At 71.7% G+C, this 21,118-nt stretch carries 24 protein-coding genes; 12 read left to right on the top strand and 12 right to left on the bottom strand.

Features of this window, described 5'->3' with window-relative positions; translation table 11 throughout:
- Nucleotides 1–22: 22 nt before the first annotated feature.
- Nucleotides 23–484: an arsenate-mycothiol transferase ArsC gene (locus tag MFF55_RS05385; RefSeq protein ID WP_238243053.1), complete on the top strand. Its 462-nt coding sequence runs from the start codon at nucleotides 23–25 to the stop codon at nucleotides 482–484.
- Here the strand turns inward: MFF55_RS05385 and MFF55_RS05390 are convergent.
- Nucleotides 462–1,355, bottom strand: coding sequence for a C40 family peptidase (locus MFF55_RS05390; protein ID WP_238243054.1), 894 nt, complete (start codon nucleotides 1,353–1,355; stop codon nucleotides 462–464). The genes MFF55_RS05385 and MFF55_RS05390 overlap by 23 nt on opposite strands.
- A gap of 262 nt (nucleotides 1,356–1,617) precedes the next feature.
- On the opposite strand from MFF55_RS05390, the gene MFF55_RS05395 reads away from it, so the two are divergent.
- Entirely contained in the window at nucleotides 1,618–1,950 is a 333-nt protein-coding gene (locus MFF55_RS05395; protein ID WP_238243055.1) for a hypothetical protein, read from the top strand.
- Between the two features lie 7 nt (nucleotides 1,951–1,957).
- Here the strand turns inward: MFF55_RS05395 and MFF55_RS05400 are convergent, their stop codons facing one another.
- Together MFF55_RS05400 and MFF55_RS05405 are read right to left on the bottom strand one after the other, a co-directional pair.
- Nucleotides 1,958–2,641 (bottom strand): SDR family oxidoreductase, encoded by a 684-nt coding sequence (locus MFF55_RS05400; protein WP_238243056.1) that lies wholly within the window; start codon nucleotides 2,639–2,641, stop codon nucleotides 1,958–1,960.
- Between the two features lie 101 nt (nucleotides 2,642–2,742).
- Nucleotides 2,743–3,459 carry an MgtC/SapB family protein gene (locus MFF55_RS05405; protein WP_238243057.1) on the bottom strand — a complete coding sequence of 239 codons (717 nt, stop codon included), beginning with the start codon at nucleotides 3,457–3,459 and terminating at the stop codon, nucleotides 2,743–2,745.
- A gap of 86 nt (nucleotides 3,460–3,545) precedes the next feature.
- Between MFF55_RS05405 and MFF55_RS05410 the strand changes: the two genes are divergently transcribed.
- On the top strand, nucleotides 3,546–3,911 hold the full coding sequence (locus MFF55_RS05410; protein ID WP_238243058.1) for a DUF4260 domain-containing protein: 366 nt from the start codon (nucleotides 3,546–3,548) through the stop codon (nucleotides 3,909–3,911).
- Nucleotides 3,912–3,918: 7 nt separating this feature from the next.
- Here MFF55_RS05410 and MFF55_RS05415 read toward each other — a convergent pair whose 3' ends face one another.
- On the bottom strand, nucleotides 3,919–4,815 hold the full coding sequence (locus MFF55_RS05415; RefSeq protein ID WP_238243059.1) for an alpha/beta fold hydrolase: 897 nt from the start codon (nucleotides 4,813–4,815) through the stop codon (nucleotides 3,919–3,921).
- Between the two features lie 238 nt (nucleotides 4,816–5,053).
- Here MFF55_RS05415 and MFF55_RS05420 point away from each other — a divergent pair, with 238 nt between their 5' ends.
- From MFF55_RS05420 to panC, 9 genes are all read left to right on the top strand, one after another.
- Complete coding sequence (locus tag MFF55_RS05420; RefSeq protein WP_238243060.1) at nucleotides 5,054–6,061, top strand: AAA family ATPase; 1,008 nt, start codon at nucleotides 5,054–5,056, stop codon at nucleotides 6,059–6,061.
- Nucleotides 6,062–6,341: 280 nt separating this feature from the next.
- Nucleotides 6,342–7,268 (top strand): DUF58 domain-containing protein, encoded by a 927-nt coding sequence (locus MFF55_RS05425; protein WP_238243061.1) that lies wholly within the window; start codon nucleotides 6,342–6,344, stop codon nucleotides 7,266–7,268.
- A gap of 132 nt (nucleotides 7,269–7,400) precedes the next feature.
- Entirely contained in the window at nucleotides 7,401–7,874 is a 474-nt protein-coding gene (locus MFF55_RS05430; RefSeq protein WP_238243062.1) for a DUF4381 family protein, read from the top strand.
- Nucleotides 7,867–8,889, top strand: a complete 1,023-nt coding sequence (locus MFF55_RS05435; protein ID WP_238243063.1) for a VWA domain-containing protein — start codon at nucleotides 7,867–7,869, stop codon at nucleotides 8,887–8,889. The genes MFF55_RS05430 and MFF55_RS05435 overlap by 8 nt, the downstream gene beginning before the upstream one ends.
- Nucleotides 8,886–9,815 carry a vWA domain-containing protein gene (locus MFF55_RS05440; protein WP_238243064.1) on the top strand — a complete coding sequence of 310 codons (930 nt, stop codon included), beginning with the start codon at nucleotides 8,886–8,888 and terminating at the stop codon, nucleotides 9,813–9,815. Before MFF55_RS05435 ends, MFF55_RS05440 begins: the two co-directional genes overlap by 4 nt.
- A gap of 13 nt (nucleotides 9,816–9,828) precedes the next feature.
- Nucleotides 9,829–10,734, top strand: coding sequence for a tetratricopeptide repeat protein (locus MFF55_RS05445; RefSeq protein ID WP_238243065.1), 906 nt, complete (start codon nucleotides 9,829–9,831; stop codon nucleotides 10,732–10,734).
- Between the two features lie 275 nt (nucleotides 10,735–11,009).
- Nucleotides 11,010–12,278, top strand: a complete 1,269-nt coding sequence (locus tag MFF55_RS05450) for a hypothetical protein (protein ID WP_238243066.1) — start codon at nucleotides 11,010–11,012, stop codon at nucleotides 12,276–12,278.
- Nucleotides 12,279–12,545: 267 nt separating this feature from the next.
- Nucleotides 12,546–12,938 carry a hypothetical protein gene (locus MFF55_RS05455; RefSeq protein ID WP_238243067.1) on the top strand — a complete coding sequence of 131 codons (393 nt, stop codon included), beginning with the start codon at nucleotides 12,546–12,548 and terminating at the stop codon, nucleotides 12,936–12,938.
- A 79-nt stretch (nucleotides 12,939–13,017) separates the two neighbouring features.
- Nucleotides 13,018–13,875 carry a pantoate--beta-alanine ligase gene (gene panC, locus MFF55_RS05460; protein ID WP_238243068.1) on the top strand — a complete coding sequence of 286 codons (858 nt, stop codon included), beginning with the start codon at nucleotides 13,018–13,020 and terminating at the stop codon, nucleotides 13,873–13,875.
- 4 nt (nucleotides 13,876–13,879) lie between these two features.
- On the opposite strand, the gene MFF55_RS05465 is transcribed toward panC, so the two are convergent.
- The 8 genes from MFF55_RS05465 to MFF55_RS05500 all read right to left on the bottom strand — a co-directional run bounded on the left by MFF55_RS05465 (nucleotide 13,880) and on the right by MFF55_RS05500 (nucleotide 20,606).
- Nucleotides 13,880–15,187, bottom strand: coding sequence for an extracellular catalytic domain type 1 short-chain-length polyhydroxyalkanoate depolymerase (locus MFF55_RS05465; RefSeq protein ID WP_238243069.1), 1,308 nt, complete (start codon nucleotides 15,185–15,187; stop codon nucleotides 13,880–13,882).
- Nucleotides 15,188–15,227: 40 nt separating this feature from the next.
- The gene (locus MFF55_RS05470; RefSeq protein WP_238243070.1) at nucleotides 15,228–15,653 is read right to left on the bottom strand and encodes a ribbon-helix-helix domain-containing protein; all 426 of its coding nucleotides are present in this window, start codon (nucleotides 15,651–15,653) and stop codon (nucleotides 15,228–15,230) included.
- Nucleotides 15,654–15,732: 79 nt separating this feature from the next.
- Nucleotides 15,733–16,458, bottom strand: coding sequence for a DNA polymerase III subunit epsilon (gene dnaQ, locus MFF55_RS05475; protein ID WP_238243071.1), 726 nt, complete (start codon nucleotides 16,456–16,458; stop codon nucleotides 15,733–15,735).
- Between the two features lie 55 nt (nucleotides 16,459–16,513).
- Nucleotides 16,514–17,140 carry a dephospho-CoA kinase gene (gene coaE / locus MFF55_RS05480; protein WP_238243072.1) on the bottom strand — a complete coding sequence of 209 codons (627 nt, stop codon included), beginning with the start codon at nucleotides 17,138–17,140 and terminating at the stop codon, nucleotides 16,514–16,516.
- Nucleotides 17,137–17,985: a shikimate dehydrogenase gene (locus MFF55_RS05485; RefSeq protein ID WP_238243073.1), complete on the bottom strand. Its 849-nt coding sequence runs from the start codon at nucleotides 17,983–17,985 to the stop codon at nucleotides 17,137–17,139. The genes coaE and MFF55_RS05485 overlap by 4 nt, the downstream gene beginning before the upstream one ends.
- On the bottom strand, nucleotides 17,973–18,893 hold the full coding sequence (locus tag MFF55_RS05490; protein ID WP_238243074.1) for a cation diffusion facilitator family transporter: 921 nt from the start codon (nucleotides 18,891–18,893) through the stop codon (nucleotides 17,973–17,975). The genes MFF55_RS05485 and MFF55_RS05490 overlap by 13 nt, the downstream gene beginning before the upstream one ends.
- A gap of 46 nt (nucleotides 18,894–18,939) precedes the next feature.
- Complete coding sequence (locus MFF55_RS05495) at nucleotides 18,940–19,569, bottom strand: Maf family protein (RefSeq protein ID WP_373874724.1); 630 nt, start codon at nucleotides 19,567–19,569, stop codon at nucleotides 18,940–18,942.
- Between the two features lie 206 nt (nucleotides 19,570–19,775).
- The gene (locus MFF55_RS05500; protein ID WP_238243076.1) at nucleotides 19,776–20,606 is read right to left on the bottom strand and encodes a pyruvate, water dikinase regulatory protein; all 831 of its coding nucleotides are present in this window, start codon (nucleotides 20,604–20,606) and stop codon (nucleotides 19,776–19,778) included.
- Between the last annotated feature and the right edge of the window lie 512 nt (nucleotides 20,607–21,118).

A 21,118-nucleotide genomic window follows, 5' to 3' on the forward strand; every position in this document is an offset into this window, starting at 1 on the left:
TGAAACCCGAGGCAATCACCGGATGGCGGACGAGGCCGGCCCGAAGAAGAAGCGCGTGCAATCGGCCCTGTTCATGTGCAACTTCAACGCCGTGCGCTCGCTGGCCGCGGAGGCGATCGCGCGCCACTATTTCGGCAAGTCGACCTATGTCCAATCGGCGGGGGTCCGCTCGGGCGAGCCCGCCGACCCCTTCATGATTTCGGCGCTCGACGAGATCGGGATCGACGCCTCGCGCCACAAGCCGCGCACGCTGGCCCAGCTCGAGGAATGGGAGGGGCTGAACTTCGACCTCGTCGTGACCCTCTCGCCCGAGGCCCACCACGCGGCGCTGGAGCTCACCCGCACCAACGCCGTCGACGTCGAGTACTGGCCGACGCCGGATCCGACGATCCTCGGAGAGGTCTCCCGCGACCAGCGCCTCGACGCCTACCGCGACGTGCGCGACGGGCTGGTCTACCGGATCAAGATGCGGCTGAAGGGGTGAGATGGTGTGCGCCGGCCATCCGCCGGACCGACGTCACCGCCCCGTAGCTCTTCTCCGCGATCCGCGCGACGGCCTCGCGCAGGAGCTCGACCGCCACCATCATGTGGTGGCCGTTGGCGTGGATCAGGCGATCCGAGTCGAGCATGAGGCCGACATGGCCGCGCCAGAACACGAGGTCGCCGCGGGTCAGACCCTCAAGGCTGTCGGGGAGCGGCTCGCCGAGCGCCCGCTCCTGCTGGTCGGCGTCGCGGGGCGAGGGGAGCCCCGCCGTCGCGAGGCAGAGCTGGACGAGGCCGGAGCAATCCAGGCCGAGGCTGGTGCGGCCGCCCCAGAGATAGGGCGTGCCGACAAGGCGCTCGGCCGTCGCCGCAAAGTCCGGCTCATAGGCGTTAAGGGCGCCGCAATGGCCGGCGAAGACGTAGCCGCCGGTGGCGAGCCGGAGGTAATCGCCCTCACGCGCTGCGACCGTCACCGCCGCGCCGAGGCTGAGATGGGCGAGCGCCGGCCGCTTCAGGTCCGGAGCGGGGTAGAGGAAGGTTCGAAGCGCCTGAATCCGGTGCGTCGGCGCAGGCTCAGGGTCGCCTAGGGCCGCGCTCGGCAGGTAGCCGACATAGCCGTCCGCCGCGAGCTGGACGAAGGCGAAGCCGTCGCGATCCTCGTAGATGGTGACGGGATCGCCCAGCACTGCCTCGGTGTCGATTCCGGCCTCCGGGCTCGGCGCGCGCCGCAAGGGAGCAGAGGGCACCACCACCCGGCGGTCGCTCCCAGTGACGTAGCGCGCGGCCTCGACCTGGCCCTTCAGGCGGAGATCGGCGAGGTCCGGACGGGCCGGCGTCAGACGGGGATCGAGGCTCGGGATTTCGGCGGACATGCCTGGATTATCCGCCTCGGCACGAGAGACGGCAATCGCCCGCTTGCGCCGGCGCCTTCAGCGCCGCGGCATCGCGACGCATTCGGCTGCCTAATTCGCCGTCATTTGACACCGGAGCTAGCGGCTTCGCAGCGCAGCGTGCCGCCAAATCATGCCAAACCCAATGCTGCGCGTCGTCAACCATGGTCGCCTGCGTTTGGTGCGCTGCACACATGGCTCGCGATAGACTATGTTGCGGGCGATGATGAATGCGAGCCGCGCCGTGAAGAAGCCTGCGAAATCCCTTCAGGATCTTCCCCCGATCCGGGTCCGGCGCGAGCCGCCCACGATCGCCGAGGCCGTGGCCGCGGCGCAGGATCTCGCCGACGACGTCGAGCAGCAGGTCGAGATCGCCGCCGGATTGATCGGTCTGCCCCTCGACGAGGTCCGCCCGCAGGTGCTGGCCGCCGCCAAGGCGAAGCCGGAGCGGGCGCCCGAGCGCATCCTCAGCACGGGCGGCACGAGCCGGGCACCCCGCACCGTCATCGTGGAACGTCGCACGCGCCCGCCGCTCGTCGTGGAGCGCCGCGGCCGTCCCTTCGACGGCCGCCGCTAGGCCGCGCTCACCACGGCAGCGTCGCACCCGCGTAATCGAGATAGACGCAGCCGGGCTGGCCGAGGCGAGCCTCGATGACGTCGCTCATGCCGGCCACGCTCGTCCCGACGTCGAGATCGGCGTCAGCGCCGCCCATGTCGGTGCGGACCCAGCCCGGATGCATCAGGACCACGCCGAGCCCCCTGTCGCGGTGGCGGAACTCGAAGCTGCGGGCATAGGTGTTGAGCGCGGCCTTGCTCGCCCTGTAGGCTTCCCAGCCTCCGTCCTCGTTGAGGGCGACGCTGCCGAGGATCGAGGTCATCAGGGCGATCGTGCCGTGGGGGACGAGACGGTCGAGGAAGGTTTCCGCGAAGCGAATCGGGCTCACCGCATTGGTGAGGTAGACCTGCGCCGCCACCTCGCGAGGGAGCTCGTGCAGGGGCGCGTGCGCCTGCGTCGCGACGCCGGCGACGACGAAGATCAGGTCGAAGCGTTGGCCGCTCAGCCGGCCGTGGAGCGCAGCGACGGCGGCATCGTCGTCGATGTCGACGGTCTCGAGCTGCAGCGCCGGCGACGACAGGGCGGCGAGGCCGCGTGCCTCTGAGCGCTGGGTCGCGGTCACGCGCCAGCCCCGTTGCAGGAAGGTCTCGACCAGGCCGAGCCCAAGGCCGCGCGAGGCCCCCACAATGAGTGCGTTCCTCGGCTCGGCCATGCATCGTTCTCCCGCTCGTCGACCCCGCAATCACGTCGAGCGCCCGGCCCCGTCGGCAACGGGTTCCGACAGGGATTCGTGCACGATGCACGCGGAAAACCTCAATCGGCCGTCTGGACCGACCAAGTCGCATGCGTGATGCCGGGCTCGCGTTCAAGGGCGGCGGCGACGGCATCGAGCTCGGCGGCCTCGACCGCCGTCGCAACGAGGGTCGCGACGACCTCGACGCTGTCCTCGCCCCTCTCCACCACCTCGATGCCGCCAACGGGATAGCTCGCCGCCTCCAGGCGCTCGACGAGGAGGTCGCGGGCCCGGCCTGTACTCCCGGCCGCCACCGTGACCTGAACCTCGTAGGTTGCCTCGATCGCGCTTCCCCTGATCGGCGCCCGGTTGATGGCGTTGACGAGCGGCCGGAGCAGGGTGTTGCCGGCAAGCACCGCAGCGGTGACAAGCACGGCCTGCACCGGCAGATCGGCGCCCGCGAAGGCCCCGACCGCCGCCGAGCACCAGAGCGTGGCGGCGGTGTTGAGGCCGCGCACGTTCATGCCCTCCTTCATGATCACACCGGCCCCGAGGAAGCCGACGCCCGAGATGACGTAGGCGACGGTTCCGACCGCACCCCGCGCGCCCTCGAGCCGCATTCTGAGATCGACGAAGGCCGCGGCCCCGAGCGCCACGAGCACGTTGGTGCGCAGGCCCGCCGCGTGCTGGCGGTACTGTCGCTCCGCCCCGATCAGGGTGCCCAGCACGAAGGCGACGAGCAGGCTGATCGCCGAGTTGGCGGTCTCAGGGAGGGGCGGGGCGAGAAATCCTGTCATCGGCCGTCCATGACGCGGGCTCATGACAGAAGCTTGACCGCGCGATACTTGCATCCGGCGGTCGGGAGGTGGTGGAGAGACGAACCATGACGGATGGTGCGGTCGGCCGCATGCCGGGTTTGCTGCTGCGAATCGAGGGCGCCGCCGCGCTCGCCGGCGCGGTGTTCGCCTACGGGCAGCTCGGGTCGTCCTGGTGGCTGTTCGCCGGCCTCTTGCTGCTGCCGGACATCAGCATGCTCGGCTACCTGATCAATCTGAGGATCGGCGCGACGAGCTACAACCTGGCCCACACCTACGCCGCGCCCGCCCTCCTGGCGGCCGCCGGCGTCGCGATCCCGGCCCTGCTACCGCTCGCCGCGATCTGGGCGGCGCATATCGGCATGGACCGGACTGTCGGCTACGGCCTGAAATACCCCGACGCCTTCAAGCACACTCACCTGAGCCGTTTCTGAGACGGGATCAGGCCGCGAGGAAGCCTCTCAGCGCTTCCAGCGTGTCGGCTGGGTTCTGCTCGGCGGGGAAATGACCCGACGCCACGTCCACGGCGACGGCGTCCGGCGCGAAGGTGCGCTGCCAGGCTTGCAGCGGCGTTTCCCGGCTGCGATCGAGATAGTTGCTCGCGGCAAGGATCAGGGTTGGACAGGTGATCCGCCGGCCCTCGGCGAGGGCCGTCGCGTCGGCCTCGCGGTCGCGGGTCGCGCCGGCGCGGTAATCCTCGCAGAAGGCGTGGATGCGCTCGGGCACGTTCCAGTTCTGGCGGTAGAGGTGGAGGGCGGCGGGTGCGAAGGCCGCCAGGTCGCCCGTCCCGCTCCAGGCGCGCAGCAGGCCCTCGAAATAGGCGATCGGATCGCGCCCGATCTCGGCTTCCGCTCCCGCGCCAGCCAGGAAATCCCAGTGCGAGGTCTTGCGCGGCGGCCCCTCGATCCGCTCCCACTGCACCAGGGTCGGCACGATATCGAGAAGGGCGAGCCGCGCGACCCGGCCCGGCTCGTCCAGCGCCAGACGGTAGCCGACGCGGGCGCCGCGATCGTGACCGGCGACCGCGAAATTGACGTGGCCCAGGCTCTCCATGATCGCCACGACCTCACGGGCGAGGGTGCGCTTCGCGTAAGCCTCATGGGCCGCGTCGCCCCGCGGTGCCTGCGACCAGCCGTAGCCCTTGAGGTCCAGGCAGACCACCCGATGCGTCTCGGCGAGCGCGGGGGCGATCCGGTGCCAGCAGGCATGGGTCTGCGGGAAGCCGTGCAGGAGAAGGAGCGGCGGCCCCTCCTCCGGGCCACCGACCCGGGCGAAGTAGCGGCCGGCCGGAATGTCGATCCAGCGGGCGGCAAAGCCCGGAAACAGGTCGCTCGTCATGATCGGCTCCAGGTCCCGCAGGGGGCGGCGATCCGGCGATATAGCGCCGGGCGACGCCGCAGGCAGTACCGGCGCGGCTGCGTCCACCCGCACAGATTTGATCGCGCGCAACGGGATTGACGGGCGCCCCGGGCAAGGGGCACACCGAACATCCTGTGGGTCGCTTAAGAACCCGCCCTGAGGAGACGCGCATGCTGCAGGATATCGCTGCCGCGAAGACCCCGCTCGGGCCGCGCCGTTGAGCGGCTCCGTCCTTACCGATCGCCCGGCCGCCGCGAAGCCGGCCGACGACGCCCTGCGCGCCCGGGTGCTGGCCCTGCGCGACGGCCTGGAGCACGGGCTGATCGGCTGCCAGGGCCTCGTCGAGCGCCTCCTGATCGGCCTGCTGACGGGCGGCCATCTCCTCATCGAGGGCGCCCCGGGCCTGGCCAAGACCCGCGCCGTCAAGCGCCTGTCGGACGGGCTCGACGGCTCCTTCGCCCGCGTCCAGTGCACCCCCGACCTGATGCCGGCCGATCTCACCGGCACCACGGTCTGGCGCCAGGATTCCGGCACCTTCGAGTTCCTGCCCGGTCCCCTGTTCCACTCGCTGATCCTCGTCGACGAGGTCAACCGCGCGCCGCCCAAAGTGCAGTCGGCCCTGCTCGAATCCATGGCCGAGGGCCAGATCACGGTGGCCGGCCACACCCACCCCCTGCCCGATCCCTTCATGGTGGTCGCGACGCAGAACCCGATCGAGCACGCCGGCACCTTCCCCCTGCCCGAGGCGCAGCTCGACCGGTTCCTCCTCCACGTCGTGGTCGAGATGCCCGACGAGGCCTCGGAGCGGCGCATCCTCGACCTCGTCGAGGGCGAGCTGAACCATCATGCCGAGGCGATGCCGGTGACGCTTTCGGTGGACGAGATCCGGGCCGCCCGCGAGGCGGCGCTGAACGTCTATGTCTCGCCCGCGCTGAAGGATTATCTCGTGCGGCTCGTGGCAGGCACGCGCACGGATGCGGCCGCGCCGGACCTTCGCGCGGCGATCGAGCATCCGGCCTCGCCCCGCGGCACGCTGGCCCTGATGCTCGCGGGCAAGGCGCGGGCCTATCTCCACGGGCGCGACCACGTCATCCCCGAGGACGTCTCGGAGCTGGCCGCCGACGCGCTGGCCCACCGCATCGGGCTGACCTGGCGGGCGGCGGCCGAAGGACAGACCTCGCGAAAAATCATCCGCGGCCTCGTCCAGCGGGTGCGGGCGCTCTGAGGGTGGCCGCGAGAGGTGCAGGCGCGGGACCTCTCTTCGCCCTTCTCGGGCTTGAGCGGTCACGCGCCCCACGAACCCTTTCTGGAAGCGACCGCTTCCTCACCAACCACTGTCATTCCGGGGCGCCGCAGGCGAACCCGGAGTCCATAACCGCCAACAGCGCTCCAGCCTGCCAGGTCAGCGGTTATGGATTCCGGGTTCTGCTACGCAGCCCCGGAATGACAGTGGTTGGCGCGAAGGGAGCAGCGATCCCGAAATCCGCACTGCCACGGTCACGGCCATGACCGGCACGGCCACCCCCGCCTCCGACCTGCATCCCGGCATCCACCTGTCGGGCGAGGCGCTGATGGGGTTGCGCCACCTCGCCCGGCGCGGGGTCTCCCCGGCGACGCGGACCATCGCGGGCCTGCCCGGCGGGATCGTGACGCGGCGGCGCGGGCGCGGCTCGGAGCCTGACGACGTCCGGCTCTGGTCAGAGGGGGACGACCGCCGCCATATCGACCGCAACGCCACCGCGCGCACAGGGGTACTGCACGTGCGCACCCACCATGACGAGCGCGACCGCGCCGTGGTGCTGCTCGCCGATTTCCGGCCTTCGATGCTGTTCGGCACGCGCCGCGCCCTGCGCTCCGTGGCGGCCGCCGAGGCGCTGGTGCTGCTCGGCTGGCGCATCGTCGGCGACGGCGGCCGGGTCGGGCTCGTGGCGGCGACGCCCGGCGGCCCCGTCGTGGTGCGGCCGGGAGGCGGCGAGCGGGCGATGACCGCGGTGACCGGGGCGCTCGCCCACGCCCACGGGGAGGCGCTCGCCGCGGCGGCGGGCGAGGACCCGCCGCTCGGGTCCCTCCTCACCCTGGCGCAGAGCCTGCTGCCCTCTGGCGGGCATCTCGTCATCGCCAGTGCGCTCGACGCGCCCGGCCCCGATTTCGAGTCCCTGCTGACGATTCTGGCCGAGCGCCTGTCGATCCGGCTGCTGCTCGTTAGCGACGCCTTCGAGCGGGCCCGGCCGCCCGGTTTCTACCCCTTCGCCACCCCCGACGGCCGGCGCGGCACCGTGCGGGCGGGCCGAAGCGCCGGCGCCGGCGCGGCGCCGCTGGACGAGCGTCTCGCCGACTACGCCCGCCGCGGCGTCGAGGGCCTGCGCCTCGACGTGGAGGCCGGCCCGGAGAGCTACGCGCCCCTGATGGAGCGGCTCGATGCGGTGCTGTGAGGTGAGCATTTTCCCCTCCCCCTTGTGGGGAGGGGTCAGGGGTGGGGGTGGCTGGGCGACCCTGTGTCGAGGCCGGCGGAACCACCCCCACCTCCAACTCCTCCCCGCAAGGGGGAGGAGAGGCATCGTACCATGAACCCCGAGCTCGCCGCCGCCCTCGACAACCTTCGCGGCCTGCACCTGCCGGCCGATGCCGGCGGGGCGCTCCGGGGCGAGGTCGTGCTCGCCATCGCGCTGGGCTTCGCGGCAGCCCTGCTGGTCGGGCTCGTCCGCTACCTCCGCCTGCGGGCGCGCCGGACCGTCCGCCGCGCGGCTTTGCGGGAACTCGCCGCCACCCGTGACCTCGACCCGGAGGCCCGCCTCGTCGCCCAGGCCCGCCTCCTGCGCCGCCTCGCGCGCACGCTGGCAGGCGACGCGACCGCCGACGCGCGGGGGCGGGACTGGGCCGGGCTGCTCGACGGGCTGTTCCGGACCGAGTTCTTCACGAAGGGCGCGGGCCGCGTGCTGACCGACGGGCTCTACCGGAGGGAGACGGCCGACCCGGCCGCCATCGACGCCGAGCTCGGGCGCTTGTTCGCCCGGATCGGAGCCCGACGGCATGCTTAGCCAGCTCACCGCCTTCCTCTCCGCCTTCGACCTCGCGAGCCCGCTCGCCCTGCTGCTCCTGCCGCTGCCGCTCCTCGCCGCCCGCCTGATGCCGGCGGAGGCAGCGGGGGGAAGCGGGGCGCTGAAGGTGCCGCATTCCCTCGTCGCGGCGGCGGCGCGGGGCGAGAGCGTGGCGGCGCGCGGCCGCGCCCGGACCCTGCTGATCTGGACCCTCTGGGCCGCCCTCGTCGTGGCGCTCGCCGGGCCCCGCCTCGTCCTGCCCGCCACCGCCCTGCCGGCCTCGGGCCGGGAGATCATGATCGCGATGGACCTCTCCGGCAGCATGGAGCGGCGCGACTTCTCCCTCGACGGCGAGACGGTGTCGCGCCTCGCGGCGGTCAAGCGGGTGGGCGCCGACTTCATCCGGCGCCGGGCCGGCGACCGCATCGGGCTCGTCATCTTCGCCAACGAATCCTTCGTCTCGGCGAGCCCGAGCTTCGACACCGCCACCGTCGCGCGGGCGCTGGAGGACGCGCAGATCGGCCTCGTCGGGCGCTCGACGGGGATCGGCGACGGGCTCGGCCTCGCCCTGAAGCGGCTGGCCGCACCGGAGGGCGAAGGCAAGGGGGAGGGCGAGGGCACTCCGCCGGGGAATTCGAAGGTGGCGATCCTCCTCTCCGACGGCGCCAACAATGCCGGCCAGACGGTGCCCCGCGACGTGGCGGCGCTCGCCCGCGAACTCGGCATCAAGGTCTACACGATCGCGCTCGGTCCCCGCGATCTCGCCAATGCCGACGGCGAGCAGGACGTGGTCGACGTCGAGGCCCTGCGCGACATCGCGACGATCACCGGCGGCAAGGCCTTCCGGGTCAAGACCACCAACGACCTCATCGCGGTGGCCGAATCCATCGACGAGCTCGAGGGCGGCCGGGCCAAGGCCCCGCCCGTGCCGCTCCGCCGCGACCTCTGGCCCTGGCCCGCGACCCTGGCTCTCCTGTGCGCGGCGGCGCTCCTGGCGGCGAGGCGCGCGACATGAGCGGGCTCGACGCCTTCGCCCTGTTGCGGCCCTGGTGGATCGCGGCCCTGCCGATCATCGCCCTGCTGGCGCTGCGGGCGGCCTGGCGCTCGGCGCCGCTCGGCGACTGGACGCGGGCCGTCGACCCCGCCCTGATGAACCTGCTCAGCCGGCGCGGGGCGGTGCTCGGCGGGCGCCGCCAGGCGAACCTGATCGCGGCCGCGACCGCCGGGCTGATCGCGCTGGCGCTCACGGGGCCGGCCTTCGAGCGCCCGGACGCCAAGACCTTCCGCAACCTCGACGCGACGGTGGTCGTCCTCGACCTCTCGCGCTCCATCGCGGAGGGCGGACGCCTCAAGGACGCCCGCCAGCTTGCGCAGGGCGTCGCGGAGGCCGCGGGCACCCGCAGCGTCGCCGTGGTGATCTATGCGGGCGACGCCTATCTCGCCGTGCCGCCCACCACCGACCGCGACGCGCTGGGCTCCACGCTCTTCGCGCTCGACGGCGACGTGATCCCGGACCGCGGCAGCCATCCCGAGCGGGGCCTGGCGCTCGCCCGCCGCACGCTTGGCGAGGCCGGCGTCATCGCCGGAGACGTGGTGCTGATCAGCGACGGGGACGGGATCGGCGAGGCGGCGACCCGGGAGGCCGCCGCCATCCGCGACCGGGGCTGGCACCTGCACGCGGTCTTCGTGCCGGCCGGCACCGCCCTGCCCAAGGATGCGCCGCGGCCCGACCGCACCGCGCTCGAGCGGCTCGCGAGCACCGGCGCCGGCGTCACGGCCGATCTCGGCGCGCCCGGCGCCGTGCTCGACCGGGTCGGGGCCAGCACGGCCCAGCACCTCGCCGCGGGCGGCTACACGGTGCTGGCCTTCGTCGATGCCGGGCGCTGGCTGATCCTGCTCGCCCTCCTCCCCGCCCTCGTCCTCTTCCGCAGAAGCGCCTGATGAGGAACGCCTGATGGCCGCCTCGGTCCTGCCCCTCGCGATCCCGCTCCCGCGCCGCTGGGACGTCGCCGCCCGCGTCGCAGGCCTCGTCCTCGTGGGCGCGGCGATCCTCGGCCTCGCCTTCGTCTCGCAGCCGCGCACGGCGCTCGGCCGCGGGCTGATGGCGATCGGCCTGCCCGGCATCGCCGTCCACGTGCTGACCGATCCGGCCTGGCGCGGCCCCGCCCTCTACCAGGCCGGGCGCTACGGGGAGGCGGTCGCGCTGTTCCGCGAGGGCGGCAAGCGCAACGCCTACAATCTCGGCAACGCGCTCGCGAAATCCGGCGACCTGCAGGGCGCGCTCGACGCCTACGACGCGGCGCTGAGCTACAACCCCCGCGACGCCGACGCGCAGGCCAACCGCTCCCTCGTCGCTAAGCTGATCGCGGAGGGGCCGGACGATCCGGGCAAGGGCGGCGGCATCGCCAACGCCGTGGCGGTCACCGGCAACCGCTACGACAAGACCTCGAACAAGGACCCGGACGACGAGGCCAAGGCGAGTTCGAGCGGCGAGGGCCTGGCCGGCAACAAGGAGGCGGGATCGAGCGCCTCGCTTCCCGGCAACAGCAAGGTCGCGCGACGGGGCAAGACCGAGCAGCAGAGCATCGATTCCGGCAAGGGCGAGGCCAGGGGCTCGGCGAGCGACGCCGCCGGGCGCGGGCGCACGGGTGCCGGTTCGGCCATGGTGGCGGCCGCGCCCGAGAAGGAGGTCCGCCGGGTGACGAAGAGCTTCGAGGCCCACGAGGTCCGGCCGGACCGGCTCTGGCTCCAGACCCTGCCCGACGATCCGGGCCGCTATCTCAAGCTGCGCATCAAGGCCGAGCACGCCGCCCGCGTCGAGGCCGGCACGGCGATGCCGGCGGGGAGCAACCCGTGGTGAGGGGGGTGAGCGGCGCCGCCCGCCCTCTCCTCCATCCGATCGAAGCCAGCGGAGTCACGGATCTGGCGATGGCCATCGCACGATGGCCCTCTTGCGCCTACACTTGTCATCCCGGGGCCGCGCAGCAGAGCCCGGGACCCAGAGCCGCAGGTCGTGCTCCAGCTTGCCGCGTCGGCGGTTCTGGGTTCCGGGCTCGCCGGAGCCTGTCCTTGGACTGGCCGAAGGCCAGATCCGGGGGGCGCCCCGGAATGACAAGGGACAGTGGGTGGGAAGGAATGCGCATTGTGCGCATCGTCCTGTTCATCCTAACGGCTCTCCTCACCCTCCCCGCCCGTGCGGTCGAGCCCGGCGACCTCGCCCTGACCGTCACTCCCGAGCTCAACGGCAACGCCTCGCCCTTCTCTCGCGAGATGGTGCTCTTGCGCATCCGCGGGGTCTACCGCCCGCCGATCCTCTTGGAGGAGGTCATCCAGCCCTCGCTGGCGAATTTCAGCTGGACGCAGCTCGGGCGCGACCTCTGGTCGAAGACCCGCCTGCCCGACGGCCAGACGGCCATCGCCTTCGAGCGCGTGGTCGCGGTCTTCCCCCACCGCCCGGGCGACTTCACCATCGAACCCTTCATCCACCGCCTGACGATCAACGATGCGGGGACCCGCACCGTGGTCGACGTGCGCTCGCCGCCGATCAGCCTGCCCGTCGCCAGCTGGACCAAGCCGACGGGCGGCCCCGACGCGAAGGACCCCTGGTGGCTGCCCGCGGCGGACGTGACCATCACCGATTCCTGGAGTCCCGAGCCAGAGACCCTGAAGATCGGGGAATCGGCCCGGCGGATCGTCACGATCGAGGCCAAGGGCATGATCGCCGAGGGCCTGCCGCCCCGGCCCGTCATGCGCACGCGCGGCATCCTCACCTTCGCCGGTCCCGTCACCCGCGAGACCATCCTCACGCCAGGAGGGCCGGTGGCGCGGGCGACCTACCAATGGGACGTGCGGCCGGCCATCGCCGACGTCATCCCGCTCGACGCCATCATGATCCCCTGGTTCGACACGGACACGCGCACCATGCGCGAGGCCGAGATCCCGGCCCGGCAGATCGGCGGCGGCCTGCCCGACCGGGACACGGACCTGCGGCCCCTCGATCCGGCCTCGCCGGCCATCGTCGCGGTGGCGGGGCTGGCGGCCTTCGGCCTCGGGTTGGTGCTGATCGGCCTCGGCACGGGGGGGAGCCGCCCGCCGCGCCTGTGCCTCGACCGCCCGGTCCGGCAGGCCCTGGCCCGCGCTGCCAGGGAGGGCGACGCGACCGCGTTCCGGTCCGTGCTGGGCGGCGCGATGCAGGCGGAGCCCGAGCTCGCGAGGGCCTGGCGCGCCGATCCAGCCATCGCGGCCGGCCTCGACGCGCTGGACCGAGCTGTCTACGGAACCGGAGGAGCCGCGCCGCCGGACCTCGCCGGCCTCGCTCGCGCCCTCTCGCGGCCGATCAGGGGACGGATCTCCGCGCCGGTCGAGGATCGCCTCGCCGCCCTCGACGGGCGGGGCACGCGCTAGGAGTTCCGGATCGTGGCGAGCGGCGGCGTGGACGAACCGGAAGTGGCGCACCTTTGTCATTCCGGGGCACCAAAGGTGAGCCCGGAACCCAGAACCTCAGGTGGTTCTTCAGCTTGCTGGGTTGGCGGCTCTGGGTTTCGGGCTCTGCTGCGCAGCCCCGGAATGACAAACGGATTTTGGTCGCCCACGAGGATGAGTGAAGGGGCTCCTCTAACGATTGGTTCACCATGAGCTGCGAGGGTCGGCCCTGCGTGGTGGAGGCAGGCGATGGGTCGCGAGGACAGGAAGGTGCGGCGGGTCCGCTTCGGCCTGCTCGCGGCCGGGCTCTTCCTGGCGGGCATCCTCGCGGCCGGGCCGCTCGCCGCCGTGGACCTGCGCGAGGATTGGAGCCGCGGCGAGACCGCGGTCGAGGTGCTCCCGCCCCTGCCCCGCTACTTCCCCCGCGAGGACGGCGACCGGGACGTCGTGGCCGTGGTGCCCCTTCGGCGGCGCGTCGCCGGCTGCATCCCGCGCCGCGCCCCGGTGCCGACCAACGCGCCGGACGATCCGAGCTACGTCGGATCGACCTACGGCCTCGGCAAGCCCAGCTATTACGGCCTCACCCCGCCGCTCGGGGTGGACGACCCGTTCGGGCGCCCGCTGCTGCGCTACTGCCCGTAGGCGGACCGAACGCGCGAGGGATGGCGTTGGGAAGCCGGCGTGATTAGGTGACCGGCGCCGTCACATCCTGAGACCACCCTTGCCCGATCCCGACCTCCCCCTCCGCTTCGACGCCGTCGCGCCCCTGCGGGCGCAGGTCGCCCATTGGCGGGCGCAAGGGGCGCGGATCGTGCTCGTCCCGACCATGGGCGCCCTGCATGCGGGCCATCTCGCCCTCATGGAGGAGGCAAGCAGGCTGGGAGAGCGGGTGATCGCCTCGATCTTCGTCAACCCGACGCAATTCGGTCCGAACGAGGACTTCTCCCGGTATCCGCGCGACCTGGCGCGCGACCTCGAACTGCTCGGGCAGGCGCGGGTCGACGCCGCCTACGCGCCCTCGGCCGAGGCGATGTATCCGGAGGGCTTCTCCACGAGCCTGCAGGTGGCGGGCCTGAGCGAGGGTCTCTGCGGCGCCTTCCGGCCCGGGCATTTCTCGGGCGTCGCCACGGTGGTGACGAAGCTCCTGAACCAGGTCGGCCCGGACGTCGCGCTGTTCGGGGAGAAGGACTTCCAGCAGCTTCAGGTCATCCGCCGCGCCGTGCGCGACCTTGAATTGGGCGTCGAGATCCGCGGCGTGCCGACCCTGCGCGAGGCGGACGGCCTCGCCCTGTCCTCGCGCAACCGCTACCTCGACGAGGACGAGCGCGCCCGCGCGCCTCGCCTGCACGCCGTGCTGAGGGACGTCGCCGAGGGTCTGCGCCGGGGCGAGGCCGCCACACCCCTCGTGGCGGAGGGGCGGGCCGCGCTGGAGCATGCGGGCTTCGCACCCGTGCAGTACCTGGAGGTGCGCGACGCCGAGACCCTGCAGCCCGTGGAGCGGGTGGAGAGGCCGGCGCGGGTGCTGGCGGCCGCCTATCTCGGCCGCACGCGGCTCATCGACAACGTGGCCGTCGGCTGAGGCGTCAGGCCCGGCCCGCCGCGAGGCTGTGCTCGAGGAAGAAGGCGAGCATCGCCCGCGAGGCGTCGGGCCCGCGCGGATCGGTGTAGCTGCCGGAAGGGTCGCCCCCCGACCAGGCGTGGCCGAGGCCGTGGACGAGCCAGCTCTCGATGCGGGCGCGGCCGGCCTCGTCGCTGTAGCGCGTCCGGCTATAGGCGAGGCCGCCGGGGCTGGTACCGGATTCGGTCGCCTGCCGCAGTCGCGGCCCGTCGGCGCCGGCCTGGGCGAGCACCTCCTCGCCGTTGCGCGGGTTGACGGTCTTGTCGCCGTCGCCGTGGATGACGATCGCGGGGATGCCCAACCCCTCGACGGGCGCGCCGAACCCACCCGATAGGCCCGTTCCCGGCGCGCCCATGTTCATGGCCATGAGGGCGGAGGAGAGGTCGCGGGCGCAGCCGGCGGCCAGGCCCGAATGGATGCCGACGGCGGCATAGAGGTCGGGATAGGCCTGGGCCACGTTGGCCGCCGCCGCCGCGCCGGCGGAGAGGCCGGCGATGTAGACGCGCTTGGGATCGACCGGGTGCTCGGCGACGACCGCCCGGGTGATTCCGGCGATGATCCCGGCCTCCCCGGTCTCGCGGCCCTGGTCTCCGGCCTCGAACCAGTTCCAGCAGCGGTGCCCGTTGGCGCGGCTCGACTGGGCCGGATAGGCGACGAGGAACCCTTCGGATTCGGCCAGCGCGTTCATGGCGGTGCCAGCGGCGAAATCGTCGGGCGATTGCTTGCAGCCGTGCAGCATCACGACGAGGGGCATGTTCTCGCGCCGTCCGGTCGGAACGTAGAGCTTGTAGTCGCGGGCGCCGGTGCTGCCGGAGAAGCTCAGCTCCAGGAACTCGCCCGGCTCGCCGCGACCTGAGGATCGCGGCGCATCGGGGAAGGCGTTGCGGCCCTGCCCGCCAAGACCCTCGAGCCCGAGACCCTGAAGCCCGAGGCCCTGGCCACCGAGTCCCTTCAGGACGGGGGCGACGCCGCGGCCGAGGCCGCGCACCACGCCTTCCACAGCCTCGCGGACCCGCTCAGGCACGAGCCGCGCCTCGGTGACGGAGGCGGATTCCGCGGCGGGGCGAGTCTCCACCCGCTCGGCGACGAGGTCGATGGTCGGGGGGGAAAGCGTTTTCGCGGCCGGCGCCCGCGCCGCCGGCGAGGGCACGATCCCTGAGAGGCTGCGCTGGATTAGGGTGGTCGCGTCCTGAAGCCGCCCGGTGCCGGTGAGCCGGGTCGCCTCCAGCATCTCGGCGAGACGCGCCTGCATCCGCTGGGTGTGATCGGTCATGGGGCGGGTCTCCTGGCAGTCCGAAGGGACCGGGATGGATTCAGAGTAGGCGGTCGCTGAGTGCGGCCTTCACGGCCGGATCGGCGTGAAGGCTTCCGAGCACCTCAATCGAGGCGATGGCCGCCCGTGCGAGGTCGGGCGTGACGTCCGCGGCGATGGTGGCGAGGCCGAGGACGCGGATGTGCAGCCTGCGGCCGGAATCGCGGGCGGCCTCGAGGGTCGGGCGGTCGTAACGGCAGAGGCCCAGTTCGACCCGCTTGCGGGCCACGGACTGGCGCGTGACATCCGCATGCCGTTCCGCCTGGTTGCGGATCGCCGTGCGGATGAAATCCGTGCGGTTGGCGTAGAGCCCCTCGGCGACGAGAAGGTCGATATGGCCGAGGTCGACGAAGCCGAGATTGATCGTGATCTTCTCGCTGTCGGCCGGCCGTGGCACGGGCTTCACGTTCTCGATCGCCGGCAGCATCGCACCCTCCACCATCCCACTGGATGGTATATGGGCTCGGCATGCTGCATTGCAATATGAGCGATCGTGCAGCGCAGTATCAGGAGGTCGGGGACGACGCTCCGTCCTCGCCCACGTAGTGGCGCCAGATCGCGCCGTCACCCAACGTCGCCACGAAGGCCGCGTGCCGGGCGCCCTCCTCGGCGGTCAGGCGCGCCCGGAACTCGCGCGGCGCGACGACGACCGGGGCGGAAGCCGCCGCCATCTGAGCGGACGAGACGGTGCCGAGCCCCAGGCTCGCCTGCTTGCCGCCGAGCAGCTCGATATAGACCTCCGCGAGGATCTGCGCATCGAGGAGGGCGCCGTGCTTGGTGCGCCGGCTCGTGTCGATCCCGTAGCGGGCGCAGAGCGCATCGAGGTTGTTGGCCGCGCCCGGATGCTTGCGCCGGGCCATCTGCAGGGTGTCGACGACGGCATCGAGCTCGATCGCCGGCGGGGCTGCGGCGCCGAGCCGGGCGAACTCGGCGTTGAGGAAGCCGACATCGAAGGGCGCGTTGTGGATGACGAGGCGGGCGTCGCCGCAGAAGGCGCGGAAGGCGTCGACGATGTCGGCGAAGACCGGCTTGTCGGCCAGGAACGCGTCGGAGAGGCCGTGCACGGCGAAGGCGCCCTGGGACACGGGCCGCGTCGGGTTCACGTAGCGGTGGAAGGTGGCGCCGGTCTGGATGTGGTTGATGAGTTCGACGCAGCCGATCTCGATCAGCCGGTCCCCGCCCTTGGCGTCGGTGCCCGTGGTCTCGGTGTCGAGGACGATCTCGCGCAGCATGGACAATTCCGTTCCGGCGCCGGCCTCGGCGCCCTCCGATAGAGCGGCGTTCGGGTTAACCCGGGCTTTCGCGCGTCAGCCGCGCGATGAGCGCGTCGACCTCCCGCTCGGCATGGGCGAAGCCGAGGCTCGTGTCGATGGTGAAATCGGCGCGCGCCCGCTTCTCCTCGTCCGGCATCTGCTTGGCGAGGATGGCGGCGAGCGCCGCCGCGTCCATGCCGGGCCGTGCGAGGACGCGGGCGCGCTGCACCTGCGGAGGCGCCGTCACCACGAGGATGGCATCGCAGCGCTCCTCGGCTCCGGTCTCGAACAGGAGGGGGATGTCGAGGAGCACAAGCGGAGCGTCGGCGTGGTCCGCCAGGAACGCGCGGCTCCTCTCCTGGACCAGCGGATGCACGATGGCCTCGAGGGCGGCGAGGCGGGCGGGATCGCCGAGCACGGCGACGCGCAGGGCGTTCCGGTCGACGGAGCCGTCGGCCCGGACCGCCTCGGGCACGAGGGAGCCGATGGCGGGACCGGCCTCGCCGCCAGCGGCGTAGAGGGCGTGGACGGCGGCATCGGCATCGTGGACCGGGACGCCGCGCGCGGCAAACATCGCGGCGGTCGCCGACTTGCCCATCCCGATCGAGCCGGTGAGGCCGAGGATGACGGGGCGATCGCGAGGTGAATTCGCGGAACTCATGAAGGCCGGAGATCCGCAACGATCCGGTCGCGCAGGGCCGGGGTGACGGCGGGCCTGACGCCGAACCAGCGCTCGAAGCCCGGCACCGCCTGGTGCAGGAGCATCCCGAGCCCGTCGACGGCGGCGAGACCCCTGGCCCGCGCCGCGGCGAGGAGCGGGGTTTCCAGGGGCGCGTAGACGATGTCGGCGACGGCCGCCTCGTCGGCAAGCGGGGACAGGTCGAGGTCCAAGCGTGGATGGCCGCTCATGCCGAGAAGGGTGGTGTTCACGAGGAGACCGGTCTCGGCGAGCCCGCCTGCCAGATCAGGCCAGGCGAGTGCCTGGACCCGAGCGGGATCCAGGGCGACGAGGGCCTCGGCCCGGGCCAGGGTGCGGTTGGCGACGCGGATGTGGGGCAGGCCGCGCTCGAGGAGGCCGACGACGATGGCGCGCGCAGCGCCCCCCGCCCCGAGGACCAGGGCGTCACCCGGCCTCCGGCGCGGCCAATCGGCGCCGAGGCTCTGATCGAGATGCGCGATGAAGCCCGGCGCATCGGTGTTGTCGCCGCGCAGGCGGCCGGCCTCGTCGAAATCGAGCGTGTTCACCGCCCCGATGGCCCGGGCGCGCGGGGTCAGAACCTCGACGAGGCGGAAGGCGGTCTCCTTGTGTGGGATCGTGACGTTGCCGCCGGCGAAGCCGTTCCCCCGCATTCCGGCGAGGAAGGCCGGAAAATCGTCCGGCGCGACGTCAATGCGCTCGTAGGACCCGACGATGCCGTGCTCGGCGAGCCAATGACCGTGGATGAGGGGCGAGCGGGAATGGGCGATCGGATGACCGACGACGAAGGCCTTGATCAGGACCGGCACTCCCCGGCAAGCGGACAGGCGGGACCGTCCGCGTCCTCGACCTGGAAGGTCGAGTGCGCGATGCCGAAGCGATGCTGCAGCGCGTGCCCAAGATCGAACAGGAACCGGTTGCCCGGATGGCCCCCGGCAACGACGAGATGGGCCGTGAGGGCCACCTCGGTGGTGCTCATCGACCAGACGTGGAGATCGTGGAGCCCAACGATCCCGGGCTGCTGGCCGAGGAAGCGGCGGATTTCCTCTGCATCGATGCCGCGCGGCGCCGCGGAGAGGGCCATCGCCAGGCCCTCGCGGAGGAGCCCCCAGGTCGACCACACGATCAGGGCGGCGATCCCGAGGCTCACCAGGGGGTCGAGCCAGTTCCAGCCGGTCGCCAGGATGCCAAGGCCGGCGACGACGACGCCGGCGGAGACGGCCGCGTCGGCAAGGAGGTGAAGGTAGGCGCCGCGGATGTTGAGGTCGCCGCCGCCCCGGGAGAACAGCCAGGCCGATCCCCCGTTCACGAGGATACCGAGGGCAGCGACCACCATGACGGTCAGGCCGCCGACCGGCTCCGGGTGGATCAGCCGACCGGTGGCGGCCCAGGCGATCCCGGCGCTGATGACGAGCAGGAAGACGGCGTTGAACAGCACGGAGAGGATCGAGGCGCCGCGCCAGCCATAGGTGAAGCGGGCGCTCGGCGGGCGCTTGGCCAGGGCCGCGGCGATCCAGGCGACGACGAGGCCGAGCACGTCGGAGAGATTGTGACCGGCATCGGCCACGAGGGACATGGCGTTGGTGGCGAATCCGTATCCGGCCTCGACGACCACGAAGCCCACGTTCAACGCGATCCCGATCGCGAAGGCGCGGCCGAAATCGGAAGGCGCGTGATCGTGGTGGGCATGACCGTGATGATGGACGTGTGCGCTCACGGTTTGCGCCTTCCTGGGTCTGCCGCCGGGATGGTGGCACGTCGCATCAGAACCTCAACCAGCCTCGTTGGCGCATGCGCGAGAGGAGCGGTAGCAGGGGCAGGCCGAGGATCGTGCTGTGATCGCCCTCTATGTGGCTGAACAGGTGGATGCCGAGCCCCTCGATCTGATAGGCGCCGACGCTCGAGGTCACCCGGGCCGGACCGGCGAGCGCGACGTAGGCCGCGATTGCCTCGGCATCGAGGGCCCGCATGGTGAGCCGCGCCGTCTCGACGAAGCGGTCGACGATCCGTCCGCCCTCTGCAATCGCGACGGCGCTGTGCAGATGATGTGTCCGGCCCGCGAGTCTGGCGAGGTGCGCAGCGGCCTCATCGGAACCGGCGGGCTTGTGAAAGACCTCGCCGTCGAGGGCCAGGACCTGGTCGGCGCCGATGACGACGCCGTCGAGCCGTCGCTGCGCGATGGCGGAAGCCTTGGCTTCCGCGAGCCGCAGCGCGAGATCGGGCGGCGCGCTAGCGGGTGAGACCGCCTCAAGCGAACGTTCATCGATGTCGGCCGGGTCGCAGACGGGAGAGAGCCCCACCGATTCGAGGAGCAGGCGCCGGGTGATGCTTCCAGAGGCGAGAACCAGCGCGGTCACCGGCCTCCACAGATCGGGCGATCCATCCTCAGGCATGGCACCTCTGATAGAGCCTATCGAGGGTGACAGCGACGGTGTGTTTCACGTGGAACATCGAAGCATCAGGCATCAGGAACTGCGCGCCATCAATCCCGTGAACGGCTGGAGCATGAAGAGCGCGGGGCGCAGCGTGACCGAGACCCACCACGCTCCGGCCGCCTTCGACATTCGTCCGCAGCTCGACGATTCCCGGCGCCATCCGCTCAGATCGCGAGGAATTGCAAGCGGTGCTCGCGATGTAGGTCGATGATCCCGGCCGCGGTCTCCTCGATGGAGCGGCGCGTCACATCGATGGTCGGCCAGCGGTGCTTGGTGCAGAGCCGGCGGCAGGCCGCGACCTCGTCGGCGACGGCGTTGCGGTCGACGTAGAGCGAGCTGTCGTCGGCCTTCAGGCTGAGCAGGCGGTTCTGCCGGATCTGGACGATCCGCTCGGGGCTGGCGAGCAGCCCCACGATCAGGGGCTTGCGGGCGTTCTCCAGCGCCGGCGGCAGCGGCATGCCGGGAACGAGAGGGATGTTCGCCGTCTTCAGGCCGCGGTTGGCGAGATAGATCGCCGTCGGGGTCTTCGAGGTGCGGCTGACGCCGACGAGGATGACGTCGGCCTCGTCGAGATCCACGGGCAGGTTGCCGTCGTCGTGGGCCAGGGTGAAGTTCATCGCGTCGATGCGCTTGAAATACTCCGCGTTCAGCATGTGCTGGGCGCCGGGCCGGGCCGTGGAATGCGCCCCGAGATAGGATTGCAGCAGGGCGTGGACGGGCTGGAGCACGGAGAGGCAGGGGGATCCGCTCTCGCGGCAGGCGGCTTCCAGGCGCTCGGTGAGATCCTGGCCCACTAGCGTGTAGAGGACGAGACCGGGCGCCGCCTCGATCTCCGAGATGACGCGCTCGAGCTGGGGACCCGAGCGCACCAGGGGATAGACATGCTCGATCGCCGACACGCCCTCGTATTGGGCCGCGGCCGCGCGCCCGACATTGATCAGGGTCTCGCCGGTCGAGTCTGAGACGAGGTGAAGGTGGACGTAGCTGCGGCTCATCGAGTGAGCGATCTCCTTCGGACCCGGATCAGGAGCCGCGGGCCAGAGTTTGTCCACGGATCTGCCGAGGGGGAGTCGATGAGTGTGGATAAGGGGCTTCGGCGCGAGCGTCCAGACGATCGCGGCGTCATCCTGTCGACACGACCGTGAACAGCTCCCGCCATACGCGTCGGGCGGATAGGGATCCTGGGAGAATCCGGGACCGATGCGGGCCCCGCGGCGAGGCCCGGGCGGCAAGCGCCTGTTGGGGCTCGGCAATCGGCAGGATGCGACGCAATCCTTTAAAGATCGATTAACGCCGCGGTGGCGGGGACGGCCTGTGGATGGATCCGCGCTCCCATGACACCTCGGTCCAGAAGAAAAAACAGACTCCTCAAAGATCTCTCTTTTCTTGGAAGAGGCAGGGCTGGGGATCGGAGAGCGCGGAGCCCCACATTCGGAGGAGGGACGCGTTTCGGGTTTGCGGGAAGCGCCCTGATCGGTGCTACACATCGCGAAAGGGAATGGGGAAG

Origin of the sequence: Methylobacterium iners, from assembly GCF_022179305.1 — a bacterium.
In the GTDB taxonomy this organism is placed as follows: Bacteria; Pseudomonadota; Alphaproteobacteria; order Rhizobiales; family Beijerinckiaceae; genus Methylobacterium; species Methylobacterium iners.

Bases quoted from the DNA above. Each gene is read 5' to 3' on its own strand.
- dnaQ (WP_238243071.1), bottom strand. From the start codon at position 16,458: ATGCTGCGCGAGATCGTCCTCGACACCGAGACCACGGGCACCGACGCC.
- MFF55_RS05415 (WP_238243059.1), bottom strand. From the start codon at position 4,815: ATGACGAGCGACCTGTTTCCGGGCTTTGCCGCCCGCTGGATCGACATT.
- MFF55_RS05405 (WP_238243057.1), bottom strand. From the start codon at position 3,459: ATGACAGGATTTCTCGCCCCGCCCCTCCCTGAGACCGCCAACTCGGCG.
- coaE (WP_238243072.1), bottom strand. From the start codon at position 17,140: ATGAGTTCCGCGAATTCACCTCGCGATCGCCCCGTCATCCTCGGCCTC.
- MFF55_RS05465 (WP_238243069.1), bottom strand. From the start codon at position 15,187: ATGACCGATCACACCCAGCGGATGCAGGCGCGTCTCGCCGAGATGCTG.
- MFF55_RS05445 (WP_238243065.1), top strand. From the start codon at position 9,829: ATGGCCGCCTCGGTCCTGCCCCTCGCGATCCCGCTCCCGCGCCGCTGG.
- MFF55_RS05455 (WP_238243067.1), top strand. From the start codon at position 12,546: ATGGGTCGCGAGGACAGGAAGGTGCGGCGGGTCCGCTTCGGCCTGCTC.
- MFF55_RS05425 (WP_238243061.1), top strand. From the start codon at position 6,342: ATGACCGGCACGGCCACCCCCGCCTCCGACCTGCATCCCGGCATCCAC.
- MFF55_RS05500 (WP_238243076.1), bottom strand. From the start codon at position 20,606: ATGAGCCGCAGCTACGTCCACCTTCACCTCGTCTCAGACTCGACCGGC.
- MFF55_RS05410 (WP_238243058.1), top strand. From the start codon at position 3,546: ATGACGGATGGTGCGGTCGGCCGCATGCCGGGTTTGCTGCTGCGAATC.
- MFF55_RS05400 (WP_238243056.1), bottom strand. From the start codon at position 2,641: ATGGCCGAGCCGAGGAACGCACTCATTGTGGGGGCCTCGCGCGGCCTT.
- MFF55_RS05385 (WP_238243053.1), top strand. From the start codon at position 23: ATGGCGGACGAGGCCGGCCCGAAGAAGAAGCGCGTGCAATCGGCCCTG.
- MFF55_RS05430 (WP_238243062.1), top strand. From the start codon at position 7,401: ATGAACCCCGAGCTCGCCGCCGCCCTCGACAACCTTCGCGGCCTGCAC.
- MFF55_RS05390 (WP_238243054.1), bottom strand. From the start codon at position 1,355: ATGTCCGCCGAAATCCCGAGCCTCGATCCCCGTCTGACGCCGGCCCGT.
- MFF55_RS05470 (WP_238243070.1), bottom strand. From the start codon at position 15,653: ATGCTGCCGGCGATCGAGAACGTGAAGCCCGTGCCACGGCCGGCCGAC.
- MFF55_RS05450 (WP_238243066.1), top strand. From the start codon at position 11,010: ATGCGCATTGTGCGCATCGTCCTGTTCATCCTAACGGCTCTCCTCACC.
- MFF55_RS05495 (WP_373874724.1), bottom strand. From the start codon at position 19,569: ATGCCTGAGGATGGATCGCCCGATCTGTGGAGGCCGGTGACCGCGCTG.
- MFF55_RS05435 (WP_238243063.1), top strand. From the start codon at position 7,867: ATGCTTAGCCAGCTCACCGCCTTCCTCTCCGCCTTCGACCTCGCGAGC.
- MFF55_RS05440 (WP_238243064.1), top strand. From the start codon at position 8,886: ATGAGCGGGCTCGACGCCTTCGCCCTGTTGCGGCCCTGGTGGATCGCG.